Source organism: Aliiglaciecola sp. NS0011-25 (assembly GCF_040370605.1).
Classification (GTDB): Bacteria; Pseudomonadota; Gammaproteobacteria; order Enterobacterales; family Alteromonadaceae; genus Aliiglaciecola; species Aliiglaciecola lipolytica_A.
The window spans coordinates 35025-52644 of record NZ_BAABWR010000020.1; the positions used below are offsets into that span (position 1 = coordinate 35025).

The window sequence follows — 17620 nt, forward strand, 5'->3', positions numbered from 1 at the left end:
TACCTATATATTGGCTAATGATACAACTGAAAGCAAATCTAATCTTAAATTTAAACTTATTTAATGGTTAAAACGCCTTCAACACGGCTAGAGCAACGATTGCAAAAAGCACTATAACAGGGGCTTCATTTAAGAAACGATAAAAGCGCGAAGAATGAGGAATGATATCCTTGGCGAATTTTTTCATCTGCAAATAAAGATAACCGTGATAAGCGTAAACTAAGATTACTAAGCTTAATTTAACGTGCAGCCACATTGATACTGCAAACCATTCCCTACCGTGCATATAAATTAAGATAACGCCAAAAATTAGGGTAAGGAGCGCAAATGGGGTCACGAAAAACCATAGTTTTCGTTCCATTACTTTAAACTGATCCCGTACGTCTTGGTTGTTTGTTTGCGCGTGATAAACAAATAATCTAGGTAAATAGAAAATGCCTGCCATCCAAGCAATCATAAAAAATATGTGGAGCGCTTTTATCCAAAAAAACAACATTGTTTACCTTCTTAAATTGATTAGAACTTTTCTTGATGTAAATAATTACGTAACGTATTCCACGTAATCACGCCGACAATACTTGAGGGGGTTGTCTCGTATACGTAGACAGCGCCATCTCTATTCACTTGCAATATTTCGTATACCTCCGCCAACGTAGATTGGCTAGGCACACCTTCCATATCGAAATATGCCAATGGTGCACTATTGTGATTTAAACTTAATTCGTACTGTACCAGTGAATACTGCACGTCAATTTCAAAAGAAGACCGCAGCACAACAGGATGATTCGGTGATGTGTCTAAAAATTCCATTATGTGTTTATCTGGCGCATCAATAAATAGTTTGTATTCGGTATCCATGACCGCCAACACACCGGTTTTCTGTAATGCTTCACGAATTGGAGATATCGTGAAAGACAGTTTTTGATATTCCAGCTGACGGATAAATATAGAACGATTTCCGAATAGCTGTGTAGATGTGACATAAGCGGGCACTATGACCAGCATAGCGGGTAAAATTACGTCGGCGTTGTAAGACAATTCCATAATTGAAGATAAGGCCGCAAGTGGTGCATGTAATACTGCGGTGAGCATGCCTGCGATACCCAGTAAAGCAAAACTATTATTGTAATCAATACTTTCAGATAAAACGAAACCCAAAGGAATAGCTAACACCGCGCCAGCCAGCATACCAATAACATATACCGGACCAATAAGCCCGCCGGGAACACCTAAGCCTATTGCCACCAAAGCTAATATAAATTTGGCAACTAATATGGCGATTAACATACCTGTAGTCTCACCACTTACGAACGAGTGTGTGGTATCTAAACTTGCACTTAGAGATTCAGGTAAAAAATAGCCGAATATTGCAGTTATCAGTGCAGCTATTAAAATTCGCCAAATCATTTTTACCGGTCTAAATAGGCGAATGACATTCATTAATTGATTATTGAATAGGGTGGCAAGGCAGCCTAAAGAAATGCCTAAAATGACTAAATACGGATAATGCCAATGGTTGATATATTGAAATGATAAAAAGGATAATTCGTGGACTTGGCCAAACACCACCCTCGTCATTAATGAACCGCAAGCCGCGGCTAACATCACTGGAATAAATAAATGTATACGGTATTCTCGAAGTACCACTTCCATAACAAAAATAACGGCTGCAAAAGGGGTGTTGAAGGATGCAGATATCCCCGCAGCGATTCCGCAACCGGATAAAATACGAATGCTGTTATAGGGTAATTTTAAACCGTGTCCAATGAAACTGCTGCCAGCCGCTCCTAAATGCACAGAAGGACCTTCTCGACCAACAACAAATCCACTGGCCAACGCTATCATGCCACCAAAAAATTGATTAATTGTGGTGCGAAAAGGAATATGTCCGTATCGTTGTTTAAGTCTGTGAATAACGAATGGAATCCCCATTCGATAGTGTTTAAAACCAGTTAGAAAGGCAAACAAGATAATCAGCAGGGCGCCAGCTATAGGCAATGCAAAACGTGCGATTGGCGTTAAGTCAGAATAGCGGTTTAATTCTTCTAAAAAAGATAACTGTATCCACTCAACACAGAGTCGAAATACAATAATTAAAGATGCAGCACTCATCCCACCCACTATGCCTAATATACATAGTTGAATTGATGTGCGAGGATTCGCTAATTCCTGTCTGAAAGATTTTAATGTCATTATCTGTTGGGCTTATACTTTCAATGGGTAATAATGGTGTTCTGTATTGATTTTCCGTTGCACCCTTAGGCCAAATTTAGCTTACCACAAGTGCTTGTAAACAATGATAAAATTATTTTAGGAAAAATACGTAGTGATACCTGATGAAATTCGTAAAACGTGGAGTGCATTTAAATTTTATACAGTTTTGCTGATTTTGTTTATTTGCACGGCATATTTTGCATTTATGTACGGCAATTCGCACTTTGAAAGCCAAAATGCAAAAATCAGCACCCTTGAACATACAATGGAAAACCTATCACTTGATAATCAACGTTTAACTAAACAGTTAAATATTCTTGGCGTAGAGTTGGAAGTACAAAGATTGGCGGTTAAAAAATCCCAGCAGATGCTTGAGCAAGGGTTAGCTAATGAAGCTAAACTTAAAGAAGAAATCCAATTTTATCAAAGAGTCATGGCCCCTGAATTGGAGCAAGATGGTTTTGTGATTGAGGCATTCGAAATTAAAAAGTCCCTCAGTGACCGAGCATATTGGTTTGAACTGGTGTTAATGCAGCAAGACAAAATTAAAAATGTCGTAAAAGGTTCAATCGAGGTAAGTATAATTGGCAGTGAAGCGGGTAAACCTAAACAATATAGTTTATCCGAACTTGTCACCCAAGAATCATCTGAATTAAGCTTTAGTTTCAAGTACTTCCAAACTATTCAAGGGGAAATGATCTTGCCAGAAAACTTTTCACCTGAGAAAATATTGGTGAAAACTAAAATTTTTCAATTCAAGCGTAAACGCGGCGAATTGGAAAGAACCTTTGATTGGAATATAGAAACTTTACAAACCAGCACAGAATAGTTGATTAGATTACTCAGGTATTAGATAATTAGCATATAAATAGGGTATTTCCCCTGTTAGCAAAGGTAGAGGTAATATATGTCGGTAGAAATGGCGGTGCCAATTGAATTTTCTGAAGCCGCCTCCGCAAAGGTTCGTACGTTAATAGAAGAGGAAGAGAATCCAAATCTGAAACTACGGGTCTATGTCACTGGAGGAGGTTGCTCTGGGTTTCAATACGGTTTTACGTTCGATGAAAAAGTAAATGAAGGCGATATGACTATCGATAAAAACGAAGTCACCTTGGTCGTTGATCCTATGAGCCTACAGTATTTGGTTGGTGGGACTGTGGATTACGTTGAAGGGCTGGAAGGGTCTCGATTTTTAGTCAACAACCCTAACGCCACAACTACCTGCGGCTGTGGTTCTTCTTTTAGCGTTTAATCAAGCAACTAATAACTACAATAAGCCGGCGTTCAAGCTGGCTTTTTTGTGTCTGTTCAAAAACTTTTGTTGCTTATTTAACGTATTCATAGGTGATTTTATTCGTTCATAAACTGAGTATTAGAATGTCACTCCTAGTCGTTCACATTTCGATACGATTTAAAGTTGGCAGTATCAGTTTAGCAGTAGTAACGTTGGTTCTATCGGACTAGGAGATAAAATGTCAAATGTTCTAACTAAAATTCGACGCCAACCGGCTTGGATAGCGCTGTTTATTTTCATACTTTTATCTTTATGGGTTGCCTCTGGACATCTTCTAAATGAGCAAGTCGAAAGCAAACAAGAGTCAGCCGAAGAATCATTGACCAAAGTTAAGGTCGACACATTCTATGCCCAGCAAGTCAGTCGCGAAGTGAGCGTCTACGGTCGCACTGAACCGGACCGAATTGCTACTTTGCGCTCGGAAATTAAGGGCCAAGTCATTGACATTTTTGTGCAGGAAGGAGAGGCGGTAAAGCAGGGGCAGAAGATTCTGAGCATTGATGGAAATGATCTTAATGCACTCTTGCGCTCGGCGGAATCGATTTTAAAACAGCGAGAAATTGAACTGGATGCCGCGCAGTCTTTGGGTAAAAAAGGATTCCAATCGCAATCTGCTTTGGCTCAAGCTGACGCCAATGTAGAGCTGGCAAAAGCAGAAATAGAGCGCCTAGAATTGGCGATAACTAAAACCACTATTGTTGCGCCTTTCGATGGAATACTGAATACCCGTGAAGTGGAAATTGGCGATTTACTCAGAGATGGCGATACCATTGCTACTGTGGTTGATTTAGATCCTTTGGTTATTTCCGCAGATGTGACTGAAAACTGGATTCAAAAAATTCACCTTGGTCAGCAGGCAAGTGGCAGACTTACTACAGGGCAGACTGCTTCAGGGAAAATTCGTTATATCTCCAGTATTTCAAATACCGGTACCAATACATTTAACTTAGAAGTTGAAGTGGCTAATCCAACCGGTGCATTGTTGGCAGGAATGAGCACAGAATTAAAAATACCACTGCAACAAGATTGGGCAATTAAGATTACGCCAGCGGTGATGGCTTTGGACGAACAAGGTAATTTAGGTGTTAAAACCGTTGAAGGTGACATTGTTAAGTTTGTGCCAATCGATATTGTTAAGAGTGACAGTGAAGGTGTCTGGCTATCAGGATTAGGTGAAAAAGCGCGCATTATTACCCGAGGGCAAGGATTTGTTCGTGATGGCGATAAAGTAGAAATTGTTGACGACTCAATGTCTGAAAAATAGCAGTATTATTTCCTATGAAAAATATTATATCCGCTTCCATCGACCACACGCGCACAGTATTAATGATTTTTGTACTCTTGCTGGTCTCTGGTGCAGTAACCTATTTAAATATTCCCAAAGAATCAAATCCTGATGTACCTATTCCCTTCATCTATGTTTCGATTGTCCATGATGGCATTGCGCCGGAAGACGCTGAGCGAATGCTCGTCAAACCAATGGAAAGGGAATTACGCTCCATTGACGGCTTAAAAGAAATGAAAGCAACAGCAGGCGAGGGCTTCGCCAGTATTACTATGGAATTTGTTGCTGGTTTTGATTCCAAAGAAGCGTTAGCAGATGTGCGCGATAAAGTTACAGTGGCTCGCGCGAAACTCCCAGAAGAGACAGAAGAGCCAACGATTCACGAAATTACAATGGCGGGGCAGCAGGCCGTTTTGACGGTGGTGCTGTCTGGCCCTGTTTCTGAAAGAGCACTGATAACCACCGCCCGAGAACTACAAAATGGACTTGAAGGACTGTCTGAAGTGCTTGAGGTGGACATTGGTGGTGACCGTGAAGACTTAGTGGAAATTATTGTCGATCCCTTGTTGTTGGAGTCTTACAGGCTTGATCAAAGTGAAATTTTAACCCTCTTATCTCGCAACAACCGATTGGTACCTGCGGGTACTATGGATACCGGAGTTGGTAGCTTCGCGGTTAAAGTTCCGTCGGTTTTTGAAACGGTTAAAGACGTATTGGAACAGCCAATAAAAGTTGATGGTGACAGAGTGATCACCTTTGAAGATGTAGCTCAGGTGCGCCGTTCTTATAAAGATCCGGCAGGCTTTGCTCGTTTAGATTCTCATCCCTCAGTGTCGCTTGAAATAAAAAAACGTCCGGGTGAGAACTTGCTGATTACCGTGGAAAAAGTAAAAGCCTTTGTGGAGCAAGCCAAAGGGTCTTCAATTTGGCCGAATAGTGTGAATGTTACATACACAGGCGACCAGTCAATAAACATAAATACGATGCTCGGTGACCTACAGAATAATGTCACCAGTGCAGTAGTCTTAGTGGCTATAGTAATAGTTGCTATATTAGGCGTGCGCACCGCGTTTTTGGTGGGCGTGTCTATACCAGGTTCTTTTCTAACCGGTATTTTGGTTATTTCCTTGTTTGGCTATACCTTGAACATGGTGGTTTTGTTTTCTCTAATTATGGCTGTTGGTATGTTGGTCGATGGTGCCATAGTGGTGACAGAATATGCCGATAGGTGCATGAGCGAAGGTCAAGACAAGAAAAGTGCTTACAAAAACGCAGCTCTGCGCATGGCATGGCCAATAATCGCCTCTACCGCTACGACGTTAGCCGCGTTTGCTCCGTTAATGTTCTGGCCGGGTATTATGGGTGAGTTCATGAAGTACTTACCTTTTACCCTGATAGCAGTATTAACCGCATCACTGTTAATGGCATTGGTATTTGTACCAACTTTAGGAGCCGCTTTTGGTAAACCTCGATATATCAGTGAGAAAACCAGACAACAACTTGAACAAGCTGAACACGGCGATCTGCTTGCACTTGATGGATACACCGGTGGTTACATTCGATTTTTATCAAAGGCCATTGCTCACCCTTTAAAAAGTTTATCAATTGCTGTTGTTTTTGGTCTAGTGATTTTTACTTTATATATTTCATCAGGCTTAGGCGTGGAGTTTTTTCCAAAGGCCGATAGTCAAGGCGTGAACATCACAGTGAGATCTACCGGTGATTATTCGGTTTACGAAAAAGACAATATCATCAAAGAAGTGGAAGCAAAGTTAATTGATATGCCTGAAATTGATACTTTGTATTCTCGTTCTGGTGGTCAAGATCAAATTGGGACGCTGCGGTTGAACCTTCTCGACTGGCATTTACGAGCCCACTCAGATGAGGTTTTAATTGACGTAGAAAAACGAATTGGAGATATGCCTGGGCTCGACATAGAAGTCGCACCTGACCAAGAAGGGCCTCAGTCTGGTAAAGATTTACAAATTGAAATATCTTCTCGATACCCCGAATTATTGAATGATGCGGCATTAAAAATTCGTAAGGCGTTAGATGCGAACTCGAAATTTACGTCTATCGGTGACACTGCGTCAAAGCCCGGTATTGAGTGGCAGTTGAAAGTTAATAGAAGTGATGCTGCAAGGTTTGGCGCTGATGCTACCTTAGTGGGTAACACGGTACAATTTGTGACGACAGGCTTACGAATCGGGGAATATCGACCAGATGACGTGGATGATGAATTAGATATTCGGGTTAGATTTCCGCGCACTGACAGGTACATTGGTAAGCTTGATGAATTGAGACTAAAAACAGCAAATGGTCTGGTACCCATAAGTAATTTTGTAGAACGCACTGCCCAATTGAAAACCGATTTAATTCGTCATGTGGATAGCAAACGTGTGTTGCAAGTTGAAGCGAATATGGTACCTGGCGAGTTATTAAGCATTGCTCTGCCTGAGCTACGGGAGCAGCTACCTAAGTTGAATATAGATCCCAGAGTAGAGATCACAATTAAAGGCCAAAATGAGCAACAAGAAGAGTCCCAAGCATTCTTGCTCAATGCATTTTTGATAGCTTTGTTTGTTATGGCTATTATTTTAGTGACGCAGTTTAATAGTTTCTACCAAGCTTTCTTAATTCTGAGTGCGGTCATGTTTTCTATTGTAGGTGTTGTACTTGGTCTGCTTATTTTCCAGAAGCCCTTCGGCATAGTCATGTCTGGAGTAGGTGTAATCGCCCTAGCCGGTATTGTGGTGAATAATAATATTGTGTTGATTGATACCTATAACATATTAAAAGGTGAAGGGTTGACAACAACCGAAGCAATATTGCGCACAGGTGCACAACGTTTAAGACCCGTAATGATGACTACGGTGACGACCATTCTTGGGTTATTACCTATGGTAATAGGCGTTAATATCGACTTCATAGGACGCAATGTTGATATTGGTGGTCCATCTACTGAATATTGGTCTCAGTTAGCTACGGCAGTGGCTGGTGGATTAGCTTTTGCGACAGTGTTAACACTCGTACTAACACCATGTATGTTGGCGTTTAAAGATAATCTAAGAGCATATTTACCCAAACTACACACTGCAACTGAATAATCATTATTTGGGAATCGCGAATTTGCTGAGATAGTTTATTGAGAGTGAGGCCTTACGCCTCACCCTTATGCTAGGTTTTGTCAAAGCTAACGTTAGTTTAATTTAGACTGGCTTCTTTGTTTTAATTCGGAATCAAAAACATCTGGAAAAACAACAATACCCTCTTCATCTGGGTTTGGAAAAACCGCAATATTTACCCCGTCTTCCTCTAGACCGCCAGTCCAGCGCTCGAACCAATCTTGCAATGGAATCGCTTTAGGTGTGCATTGTGCCCAATCACCCGTTGCCCAATATTCAGCAAATTCTTCAGAAGGCCAAACTGGTACGCAGTCCTCATCTTCACTATTAAGCATAACGCAACCATGCTCGTCAGTGAGGATCCAAATTTTTTGGTTAATTGTTACTTGAGTTAACAAGTAGGCATGCCGTTTTTCTGGGGACATTTGAATAACATCGTTAAGTTGCGAAGGCATAAATGTTTCCTTATAAGAAGCAGAAGTTAGGTACAAGATAAATCCAATATTGATGTTAAAAAATCGAAACACCTAGTTGAGAAACTATGGATTAAATAGCGCATATGAATACGCACAGACTTATATCACTAAAACCCATGGAGATACTAGTATTTAGCAACGGAATTCTGAGTTTGCATTATTGATAGTCTAGAACAAAGTGGCGATTATTTTCATTGTCATTCTGGAGTGTACAAATTTTAGCGCAATTGATATTTCGTCAATGCTTAAATAATATGAATGCATATGGGTAGTAAGTACTAACTAAAAAGTTGCTGATGCGGCTTATTTTCTTTTGTGTTTTTGACCAGCACCCCAGCCAATGATGCCGGCACCAAAAATTGCGCCTATCCAAGCAAATGGCAGTATTTGTGGATTGAGTTCTTTAGCAAATACTATGGTCAACATTGAGGATGCACACAATAACCAGCCAAATAATTCCATCTTATTTAGATACTTTGTGATGAAGTTGGGTTTACTTTCCGGTGGAGGAGCCATGAAATTATCTTTATTAATCGTAAATGAGAAGATGTGACATTTTGATCTTATTGAGTGCCATGTGCAATAACTAACGGTTAATTAGATGAGGTAAACGAGTGGAAGAAAAATCTATTTTAAACTATCCCACAAACTAATCCCAATCGATTGTTTTTATGCGACGCAGCAATTATTTCGGCCCAAATCCTTTGCTTGGTACATCGCTCGATCGGCACGACCTAACCATTCAAAAGCCGTTTCGTGAGGTTCGTATTTGGCTGTGCCTACTGAAATTGTAATATTGTGTTTAGCTAACCAACCTTCATTTTCAATTGCAAAGCGAAACTGTTCGGCAAGTTTCATCGCATCTTTGAGAGGGGTGTTTTCGGCAATAATCACGAACTCTTCTCCACCGAACCGATACAATTTATCAGTAGAGCGAATGCGCTTTTTTATGGTTTCCACAAATACCTTTAAAATATCATCGCCTTTAGCATGACCATAAGCATCATTGACCTTTTTGAAGTTATCCAAATCCATCAATATAAGGGAAACAGGCAAGCTCTGTTCTCTTCTTTGAAAGGCAATCACATCTAATAATTTTTGTTCCATTGCTCGTCGATTGCCGGCTCCGGTTAACGGATCGCTAGTGGCCAGCTCGGTCAATTGTTGTTGCTGTTTGCGCATGCGATCTGCAAATGCATAACTAAAGAGTAAAGTCGCTATTGCGGTTACGTAGAATTCTAAAGCCAAAAATACAGTGAGTTGTTCGCGCAGTACATATCCGATAGAGAGTAAAATCACCAAGCTGTATATCGCAGCCATGTTTGCAGGTAATAAGAAAAATATGGCGGTCAATGCTGGAAAAATCCACATCAATTGACTGATACCTTTGAGCAATATTGTTACAAACACAACAAACATGGCAACAAAAGCAAGTATGCGACCAGGTATCAAGGTCTGATGAGTTCGGTAAACATAAACAAAAAGCGAACCTATTGCGAATACCGCAAATAGATCTAAGCAAGCGACAGCCCAATCTTGTTCCATGATTCGATAGATAGCAAAAGGCAGTACGCCGATCGTACTTGCGCCGCTGAGAGTAAGGATAATGCTTTCTTCAGCACTACGCTTTTTTATGGGGGCAGAATGAGTAATCATAATTTCTGCATCCTCCGTGATGCTTAAAGCACTTAATAATTCTCTGTATATGATTAATACAGCATATCAAAGTATAAGGAGGCCACTTATGATTATTTACACTAATATAGTCATCTTTAATAACCACCGGAAATTGTAATTTTACCGGAAACAACTGAACAATTGAGTGATTAGTAGCCTTTTTGCCAATCGATTAAATTTATTAGTTTTTCGTTTCGATTAAATAAGCGCAAATTTTGCAAAAAGATTTTAGCTATTTCGTCAGGTTTAGAAATCGCTGCAGTATGCTGGGTGATATAGAGGTTGTCTAAACCCCAAAACGGATGATCTTCAGCTAAAGGTTCGTTAATAAAAACGTCTAAAACCGCGGCCTGTAATTGATTATGAGAAAGCGCATGAAGTAGCGCATTTTCATCAATAACTTGGCCTCGACCTGCGTTTATTAATATGCATTGGTGGTTTAATAATGACAGAAACCCTTTGTCTATTAAGTTTTCAGTTTTATCCGTATGCGGTAACAGTACAACGAGGTAGTTTAATGAATGGGCAAATTCTTGAAGCTGCTCAAGTTGATAAAATTTATCTACAAAATCCGATTGTCGAGTGTTTAGTGCAATACCGATGACGTGCATACCGAAATGTTTAGCAGTTTTCGCTATTTCTGTACCGATTGAACCCATACCCAGAATACCAATGGTTTTCCCCTGTAATGGAGCACAAAGGGGTTGGGACCAATTTCGATTTGTCTGCAAGTCTTTAAAAGTTTGAATTTTTCTTGCGAAATGCAGCAAATAGCTGAACACATATTCACGCATTTGCGGCCCAAAAATATCTTTTACACCAGTCAATTTAAAATCGTGGGGAGCAGAATCAAAAAACGGTTTAATGCCTGCCCAAGTCGATTGAACCCACTTCACGTTTGGGCAATGGGGTAAAACATCAACACACAGATTAGGCTCGCCTAGCACTACATCAATAGTGTGAGCATCGGAAATTAAGGCTGGATCTTTGGGGCAAATTTGAATACTGAGATCAGCTATTTTAGCTCGTTCAATAAGCTCTACATAGTCAATTGCATCTTTGCTACTGATCAATAAATTAATCATTTAGTTGTCGCATAGTAAACTTAACTTTCCTATTTTTTTCGAATCTATCGAAATTATATTCGTAATATTGTTTAAAATTTCTTATTTAATTGCTTAATATTGATTTCAGCAAAATATTATACATTTTTGTAACAACTGAATGCAGGTCATCTTATGGAAAATGAGCAACAAGTAAACCAAGCTAAATTACTTTCTCCAAGACGTAATACTACAGAGGCTGTTAGTATTGATGAACTTGCACAAGAGCAGTTGGCACATTTTGGAATTGAGCCTCACTCTGAGTATGGTAAAGCATTGTTTGCTACAGCCAAACATCTTTACTTAGCCCAACTTGATGTTAATAGGCTTTGGACGATAACCAATGAGACTTTGGATGGTTTAAGCAAAGAAAACAAGTTGGCTTATTTTAATGCGAAGAAGTTTCTTTCATTTCAAATTGCGAAAATACTCGATACGCTGCAGAACCCTTTTAGGGCAACTTATCAGAGCATGACGCAACAATCTGGTTCACAGGTGTCTAAAAGTCACTACCCATTGTTTGACAATATTCCAGCATTATTTTCTGCTACACCTGTGATTGTGCGGACTGCAACTTACGTTTACGCGTGCACTGAATGGGTCGATGATGCTTTTCATGGTAAAGAATTTACTCACCAAATATACTCAAGACTACTCAATCCTACCAACATCTCTTTAGCTAATGCGATTGTTGATTTAGAAGCAGGACCTTATTCAGCTGATTACTTGGCATGGAATTTCAACTCCGGCATGGCTGCGATTGACGCTTTACTTTCAAACGTACTTTCCCACTCGGACATATTAATTGTTTCACGCAATGTATATGGCGGTGTTTACCAGCTTTTACACGACTATTTTGCCCGTGAAAATAGAATGAATATTCACTTAGAGTGGTTTGATGGTTACAGTGCAGAAGAGTTTTCCGATTTTATTAAGCAGGTTAAAAGCAAACATAAAACTAGCTTAAAAACACAAAACCTACATGTGTATTTGGAATCACCATGTAACCCTCATGGTTACGTACTGGATGTGGCAGGCATCTGCGAAATTGCCCATAGGGAAAATCATTTAGTAATGCTAGATGCAACCTTGGCTACGCCCATTTTACATCAGCCATTGCAGCAAAAAGATAAATCTAAAAGACCAGATTATGTCGTACACAGTTATACCAAGGACATATGTGGAACCGGAGCAACTACAGCTGGTGTGGTAATAGGTGAGGGGTTTCGAATGTTTCAACCCAAGGGAAGCGGTGTTAATGGGTTTGATTGGTCGCGCACAATGTTTTGGGATGTATATTACATTAAAGGGGCTTTTCTTGATTCGGAAAAAGCGTTTGATGTCTTAAGTGGCATGAAAACACTAGAGCAGCGAATTATGAATAAGGTAATAAATACTCAAGTATTTAGTCGTTTTTTAGAGGCCCATCCTTTATTTAATGTAAATAGTCACGCATTACCTAATCACCCCAATGCTGCATTACGAAAGAACCAAATGCGACATGGTTGGCCCTGTGCATTATTCACCATCGATCTTGAAAAGGCGGGGTTAACCCGAGAGGCATTTGTTCGCTTCTTTGACGCATTGGAACCAGCGTTTAGTCATCAGGTAAGTATTGGACAAAATAATACGATTATTTTATGTCCAGCTTTAACCTCACACTCAGAGCTATCAACTGCAGAACAACAAAAAGCTGGGATTCATCCTACTACCATGCGTATTGCAATGGGAACCGATAACGTTAAACAGTTAATGGCTCATTTAATCAATAGTGCAAAATTGCATATTGATCCCTGTATTGCGAATTTTAGTCAGCAATTTATGAGCCTAGAAGAAATTGATAATTTGCATATGGAAATATGTATGCAAGTTTGTCGGCAACATTATGGTTCAGGACCTAAAATGCATGGGTTAGTACATCAATAAATGCCCAAATATGCATACACTAAGGTTGTTTTTAATGCGCAAATCGTAACGCTTTAAACGGTGTTTCTTTTCGCTATTTGAAGTTAGGAAGGGTGTGGCTTATTTGATGCTCGTATACCAGCGCAGTTTCCACATGGCTAACTTCTTTGCGGGCGGTAATTGCATTGAACACGAAGTCTCTGAGATGAATAGAGTCAGTTACTGCCACATGTACAAAAAAGTCATTTTCACCGCCCATATGAAATATATTTAACACTTCGGCCATTGGTAACAGTGATGTTTGAAAGTTGTCTACTGTTGCACGATTGTGATCCTTTAAGCGTACTGAAATCATTGCTTGAATATGCCCTCCTAGGGCGTTCAAGTTAACTTGCATACTCAAGTTTTCGATAATGCCATCGGACTGTAATTTTTTAACTCTTTCCAGGCTTGAAGAGGGGGCTAGCTTAACTTTCGCGGCGATGTCCTTATTAGTTAAACTGGGATCTGCATACATGGTTGCTAAGATCTCTAAGTCTATTTTATCTAGCGCTCGTTGTGGATTTTTCACGTTATATTTTCAATTTAGTTAAGGGGTGTTTATGCATTTTTACTAACCTAATGAGCGGGAAAATAAGCGCCTAATACCGCTGGGCGACTAGCACCGGTTACTGAAGGTAAATTCCCTGGCATGTCTAGATTAAATGCATAGGCTAACCAAGCAAACGCAATCGCTTCAACGCTGTCGGGGGAAACTCCAAGGTCATCTGTTGTCCGCAGGTCGCACTCAACAAGTTCGTTTTCTAAACATTCCATCAAAAAATCATTGCTCGCACCACCCCCACAGACAAAGACTTCTTCAACATCCTCGAGTTGGTTGATTTGTTGCGCTATTGAGCAAGCGGTCAACATGGCAAGTGTGGTTTGCACGCTTTCTTTGGAAACGCTTTTGGGATAATCCGCAAGGTGTTGCTCTAACCAAGCTAAATGGAATAATTCCCTGCCAGTGCTTTTGGGTGCCGGTAAAGTGAAAAAAGGCTCATTAAGTAGCTTCTTTAAAAGTTGCGCGTCGTGACTTCCTTTGGCCGCCCAAGCACCATTAGCATCGTAAGGTAGGCTGAGATGTTTTTGACACCAAGCATCCATTAGCGTGTTTCCTGGACCAGTATCAAAACCTAAGACTGATTGTTGAGCATCACTAGGAATATGAGTGATATTAGCAATACCACCAATATTTAGGATCACTCTTGAATGATGTGAGTGACGGAATATCGCTTGGTGAAAAACTGGTGTTAATGGCGCTCCTTGGCCGCCTAAAGCGATGTCTTTACGCCTAAAATCTGCAATTACATCAATACCCGTTAATACTGCTATGGTATTCGGATCACCAATTTGTAGGGTAAAGCCATTGTTACCACATGGGTGGTGTCGAATTGTTTGTCCGTGGGAACCAATTGCGGCGACTTTGGATGCTGATATTTCATTCTTCAATAGAATGTCATTAACAGCGTGGGCGAAGACTTCTGCAACTTCGCGATCAGCATGTCCCATAGCCACTAGCTCATTGCCCGAGGAGGCGCACAAGGAATTCAATGTGCGCACTAAAGCAGGAGGGTAGTCATAGGTTTTACAATCTATGATAGAGGGTTTAATTTTGGAAAAATCTACAATCGCCACATCAACACCATCCATACTGGTGCCAGACATCAAGCCTACATAAAGGTTTGACATAATGCTCCTAATGCTAACGGTTCATTGCAAGCATAATTCGTTTTGTATTGTTAAGTTGATTCACTCGTTGTTCTGCAATTTTTGCAAATAGAGGCGCTTCAGATTTTGCTATCGGCTGAGCTTTAGGCAACGTCACTGTTCGTGGATTTCTATGGACTCCATCGACTAGAAATTCATAATGCAAGTGCGGACCTGAGGCTAATCCTGTTGAACCTACATAACCAATAACCTGTCCTTGTTTAACAGTTTGGCCACTTTTCACAGCTCGCTTAGAAAAATGTAAGTATTTAGTTACATATTTTTCACCGTGCTGGATAAACACATGATTACCGTTGTATTTATCATAGGTTGAACGAATAACTTTACCATCACCCGCTGCAATGACTGGCGTTCCCGTATTAGCTGCGTAATCAACCCCTCTATGAGCTTTCCAGCGTTTTTGAACCGGATGAAAACGTCTTTTCTTAAAACTTGAACTGATGTATTTGAAGTTCACTGGAGCACGCAAAAAGCTTTTGCGCATGCTGCGTCCTTCCGGTGTGTAATAATTGCCGTCATCATATAGTATTGCGGTAAATGACTGACCTTGGTTGATAAACTCAGTTGCAACTATTTTACCACTTTCAACAAATTCACCGTCGATAAAGTGTTCTTCAAATACCACATTAAAACTATCACCTTCACGTAATCCCAATGCGAAGTCGATATCCCAACCGAAAATACCCGCTAAGCTCATAATGTGCTTTTCTGATAAATTAGCTTTTACGGCAGCATTCCAGAAATTATTTTCTATTTCGCCTTGGGCATAGTTAAAACGGGTATCCAACTGTTTAGTTTCGATATTACTAGCAAAACTATTCTGTTCCCGACGTTTGATATGTAAGGTTTGAGTTGAAGATAGCTCATAACTTAACGATTCTAATTTTCCTTGGTCATCAATTAATAATTGTATACTTTGACCAGGTCGAATTTTGAGTAATTTTTTTGCGTCATCGCCGGCATTACTAACATAGTAGGTTTCCTGCGGAGTAAGCTTGGCGCGCTTAAATATCTTGGCCAAGTTATCACCTTTAGCAACAGTGAAAGATTGCCACTGTAAAGGTTCTTCATCCAACGCTTCTGTTAATTGTTGTTGAGAGTTGATGGTAAGTGGTACTTCGTACCTTTTACCAACTTCTAATATTTGACTGTTTTTAGATGCTTTAGCGGATTCAGTCGGGATGAACAACAAGAGTAAGAAAAATAACGCAAAGCCAGATAATAAGGCTTTGTGTTTGGTTGGTAAGCGTTTTAAAGTTCTTTGTACCACTGTAACGAAAATCTCTGAATTAGTTAGCAAAGTTTAGAATATAACGATTTTAGTTAATTTTCTAGTTTTAGGTTAAATAATAACCAGTTAAGTGAGCATGTTACAGGATACATGATTATATAAAAATATACAGAATTCCTTTCACAATCGACTCTGCATGGGTAAAATGCGCGGCTGATAAAAAACTAATGTGTGAAAATTGAGGTAGCAAAATGACAAATTGGCAGGACGCAATTCGTGAGATTAAGCGCGGCGCGGACGAAATTTTGATCGAAGAAGAACTCATTGCCAAGTTAAAAGAAGGTAAACCTTTAAAAATCAAAGCTGGCTTTGATCCCACTGCACCGGATTTGCACCTAGGGCACACCGTATTAATTAATAAACTGCGCACTTTTCAGTCTCTTGGGCACGAAATCATATTTTTGATTGGTGACTTTACAGGCATGATTGGAGACCCTACGGGAAAAAATGTAACCAGGAAGCCGTTGAGCCGTGAAGATATTATTGCGAACGCCGAAACCTATAAAGAGCAAGTGTTTAAAATTCTTGATCCTGAAAAGACCACGGTTCGTTTTAATTCAGAGTGGATGGATAATCTTGGCGCAGCAGGTTTGATCAAACTGGCCGCTAGACAAACCGTAGCTCGTATGTTGGAAAGAGACGATTTTAAAAAGCGTTATAATAATGGCCAAGCTATCGCAATTCATGAATTTCTATATCCATTGGTTCAAGGTTGGGACTCAGTGGCGCTGGAAGCGGATGTGGAATTAGGTGGTACTGATCAACGATTTAATTTGTTGATGGGTCGGGAACTACAAAAAGCCGAAGGCCAGTCACAACAAACTGTACTAATGATGCCGCTTTTAGAAGGTCTAGATGCCGTTCAGAAAATGTCTAAGTCTTTGGGTAATTATATTGGTATAACCGATGCACCGAATGAAATGTTCGGTAAGATAATGTCTATTTCTGATGAACTGATGTGGCGCTATTTTGACTTACTTAGCTTCAGACCGATTGAGGAAATAACCCAACTTAAACAAACTGTGGAAAATGGCGCAAATCCTCGAGATATTAAAATTGAATTAGCAAAAGAAATCATTGCGCGTTTTCACTCAGAGCAGGCCGCTGAAGGTGCTCATCAGGATTTCATCCAACGTTTTCAAAAAAATGCGATTCCCGATGATATTCCTGAAATAGAAGTCGCTCAAGAAGGTGAAGGAATGCCTATTGCTAACCTATTAAAAGAAGCAAACTTGGTTGGCTCAACTTCAGAAGCAATGCGCATGATAAAACAAGGCGCAGTAAAAATAGACGGTGAAAAGGTCGAAGATACACGTTTGCTAATCGCCAATAGTAGCGAAGCGGTTTATCAAGTTGGTAAACGTAAATTTGCGAAAATAAAACTGGGCTAATCCTTAGCAAGTTTAACAACTATGCTGGATTTCGAATAATGCGCATACAACCATGTTTGCGCATTATTTTTTTAGAGACTACAGCATGT

The 17620-nt window shown here is 40.0% G+C and carries 15 protein-coding genes; 6 read left to right on the forward strand and 9 right to left on the reverse strand.

The window, feature by feature from the left end; genetic code table 11:
• Positions 1 to 67 precede the first annotated feature (67 nt).
• Positions 68 to 496, reverse strand: a complete 429-nt coding sequence (locus ABWV72_RS16535) for a CopD family protein (RefSeq protein ID WP_216049690.1) — start codon at positions 494 to 496, stop codon at positions 68 to 70.
• Between the two features lie 20 nt (positions 497 to 516).
• Positions 517 to 2193 (reverse strand): chloride channel protein, encoded by a 1677-nt coding sequence (locus tag ABWV72_RS16540; protein WP_353371814.1) that lies wholly within the window; start codon positions 2191 to 2193, stop codon positions 517 to 519.
• Positions 2194 to 2326: 133 nt separating this feature from the next.
• On the opposite strand from ABWV72_RS16540, the gene ABWV72_RS16545 reads away from it, so the two are divergent.
• From ABWV72_RS16545 to ABWV72_RS16560, 4 genes are all read left to right on the forward strand, one after another.
• A complete protein-coding gene (locus tag ABWV72_RS16545; RefSeq protein WP_353371816.1) occupies positions 2327 to 3043 on the forward strand; it encodes a DUF6776 family protein in 717 nt (238 codons plus the stop codon).
• 78 nt (positions 3044 to 3121) lie between these two features.
• Positions 3122 to 3466 (forward strand): iron-sulfur cluster insertion protein ErpA, encoded by a 345-nt coding sequence (gene erpA, locus ABWV72_RS16550; protein ID WP_216049693.1) that lies wholly within the window; start codon positions 3122 to 3124, stop codon positions 3464 to 3466.
• Positions 3467 to 3686: 220 nt separating this feature from the next.
• Positions 3687 to 4772 carry an efflux RND transporter periplasmic adaptor subunit gene (locus tag ABWV72_RS16555; protein WP_353371818.1) on the forward strand — a complete coding sequence of 362 codons (1086 nt, stop codon included), beginning with the start codon at positions 3687 to 3689 and terminating at the stop codon, positions 4770 to 4772.
• Positions 4773 to 4786: 14 nt separating this feature from the next.
• Positions 4787 to 7900, forward strand: coding sequence for an efflux RND transporter permease subunit (locus ABWV72_RS16560; protein WP_353371820.1), 3114 nt, complete (start codon positions 4787 to 4789; stop codon positions 7898 to 7900).
• A 92-nt stretch (positions 7901 to 7992) separates the two neighbouring features.
• On the opposite strand, the gene ABWV72_RS16565 is transcribed toward ABWV72_RS16560, so the two are convergent.
• From ABWV72_RS16565 to ABWV72_RS16580, 4 genes are all read right to left on the reverse strand, one after another.
• Positions 7993 to 8373 carry a DUF2750 domain-containing protein gene (locus ABWV72_RS16565; protein WP_216049696.1) on the reverse strand — a complete coding sequence of 127 codons (381 nt, stop codon included), beginning with the start codon at positions 8371 to 8373 and terminating at the stop codon, positions 7993 to 7995.
• 324 nt (positions 8374 to 8697) lie between these two features.
• The gene (locus tag ABWV72_RS16570; protein WP_353371822.1) at positions 8698 to 8910 is read right to left on the reverse strand and encodes a hypothetical protein; all 213 of its coding nucleotides are present in this window, start codon (positions 8908 to 8910) and stop codon (positions 8698 to 8700) included.
• 153 nt (positions 8911 to 9063) lie between these two features.
• On the reverse strand, positions 9064 to 10050 hold the full coding sequence (locus ABWV72_RS16575) for a GGDEF domain-containing protein (RefSeq protein ID WP_353371824.1): 987 nt from the start codon (positions 10048 to 10050) through the stop codon (positions 9064 to 9066).
• Positions 10051 to 10220: 170 nt separating this feature from the next.
• Positions 10221 to 11156 carry a D-2-hydroxyacid dehydrogenase gene (locus ABWV72_RS16580; protein WP_353371826.1) on the reverse strand — a complete coding sequence of 312 codons (936 nt, stop codon included), beginning with the start codon at positions 11154 to 11156 and terminating at the stop codon, positions 10221 to 10223.
• Between the two features lie 153 nt (positions 11157 to 11309).
• Here ABWV72_RS16580 and ABWV72_RS16585 point away from each other — a divergent pair, with 153 nt between their 5' ends.
• Complete coding sequence (locus ABWV72_RS16585; protein WP_353371828.1) at positions 11310 to 13100, forward strand: trans-sulfuration enzyme family protein; 1791 nt, start codon at positions 11310 to 11312, stop codon at positions 13098 to 13100.
• 73 nt (positions 13101 to 13173) lie between these two features.
• Here ABWV72_RS16585 and ABWV72_RS16590 read toward each other — a convergent pair whose 3' ends face one another.
• The 3 genes from ABWV72_RS16590 to ABWV72_RS16600 are packed head-to-tail and all read right to left on the reverse strand — an operon-like array spanning position 13174 to position 16119.
• Positions 13174 to 13650, reverse strand: coding sequence for an Lrp/AsnC family transcriptional regulator (locus ABWV72_RS16590; RefSeq protein ID WP_353371830.1), 477 nt, complete (start codon positions 13648 to 13650; stop codon positions 13174 to 13176).
• A 47-nt stretch (positions 13651 to 13697) separates the two neighbouring features.
• A complete protein-coding gene (locus ABWV72_RS16595; RefSeq protein ID WP_353371832.1) occupies positions 13698 to 14810 on the reverse strand; it encodes an anhydro-N-acetylmuramic acid kinase in 1113 nt (370 codons plus the stop codon).
• 13 nt (positions 14811 to 14823) lie between these two features.
• The gene (locus ABWV72_RS16600; protein ID WP_353371834.1) at positions 14824 to 16119 is read right to left on the reverse strand and encodes a peptidoglycan DD-metalloendopeptidase family protein; all 1296 of its coding nucleotides are present in this window, start codon (positions 16117 to 16119) and stop codon (positions 14824 to 14826) included.
• Positions 16120 to 16331: 212 nt separating this feature from the next.
• Between ABWV72_RS16600 and tyrS the strand changes: the two genes are divergently transcribed.
• The gene (gene tyrS / locus ABWV72_RS16605) at positions 16332 to 17531 is read left to right on the forward strand and encodes a tyrosine--tRNA ligase (RefSeq protein WP_353371836.1); all 1200 of its coding nucleotides are present in this window, start codon (positions 16332 to 16334) and stop codon (positions 17529 to 17531) included.
• Positions 17532 to 17620 lie beyond the last annotated feature (89 nt).

Excerpts from the sequence above, each read along its gene's own strand:
- ABWV72_RS16560 (WP_353371820.1), top strand. The coding sequence starts at position 4,787 with ATGAAAAATATTATATCCGCTTCCATCGACCACACGCGCACAGTATTA.
- ABWV72_RS16585 (WP_353371828.1), top strand. The coding sequence starts at position 11,310 with ATGGAAAATGAGCAACAAGTAAACCAAGCTAAATTACTTTCTCCAAGA.
- ABWV72_RS16595 (WP_353371832.1), bottom strand. The coding sequence starts at position 14,810 with ATGTCAAACCTTTATGTAGGCTTGATGTCTGGCACCAGTATGGATGGT.
- erpA (WP_216049693.1), top strand. The coding sequence starts at position 3,122 with ATGTCGGTAGAAATGGCGGTGCCAATTGAATTTTCTGAAGCCGCCTCC.
- tyrS (WP_353371836.1), top strand. The coding sequence starts at position 16,332 with ATGACAAATTGGCAGGACGCAATTCGTGAGATTAAGCGCGGCGCGGAC.
- ABWV72_RS16565 (WP_216049696.1), bottom strand. The coding sequence starts at position 8,373 with ATGCCTTCGCAACTTAACGATGTTATTCAAATGTCCCCAGAAAAACGG.
- ABWV72_RS16570 (WP_353371822.1), bottom strand. The coding sequence starts at position 8,910 with ATGGCTCCTCCACCGGAAAGTAAACCCAACTTCATCACAAAGTATCTA.
- ABWV72_RS16555 (WP_353371818.1), top strand. The coding sequence starts at position 3,687 with ATGTCAAATGTTCTAACTAAAATTCGACGCCAACCGGCTTGGATAGCG.
- ABWV72_RS16575 (WP_353371824.1), bottom strand. The coding sequence starts at position 10,050 with ATGATTACTCATTCTGCCCCCATAAAAAAGCGTAGTGCTGAAGAAAGC.
- ABWV72_RS16535 (WP_216049690.1), bottom strand. The coding sequence starts at position 496 with ATGTTGTTTTTTTGGATAAAAGCGCTCCACATATTTTTTATGATTGCT.
- ABWV72_RS16540 (WP_353371814.1), bottom strand. The coding sequence starts at position 2,193 with ATGACATTAAAATCTTTCAGACAGGAATTAGCGAATCCTCGCACATCA.
- ABWV72_RS16580 (WP_353371826.1), bottom strand. The coding sequence starts at position 11,156 with ATGATTAATTTATTGATCAGTAGCAAAGATGCAATTGACTATGTAGAG.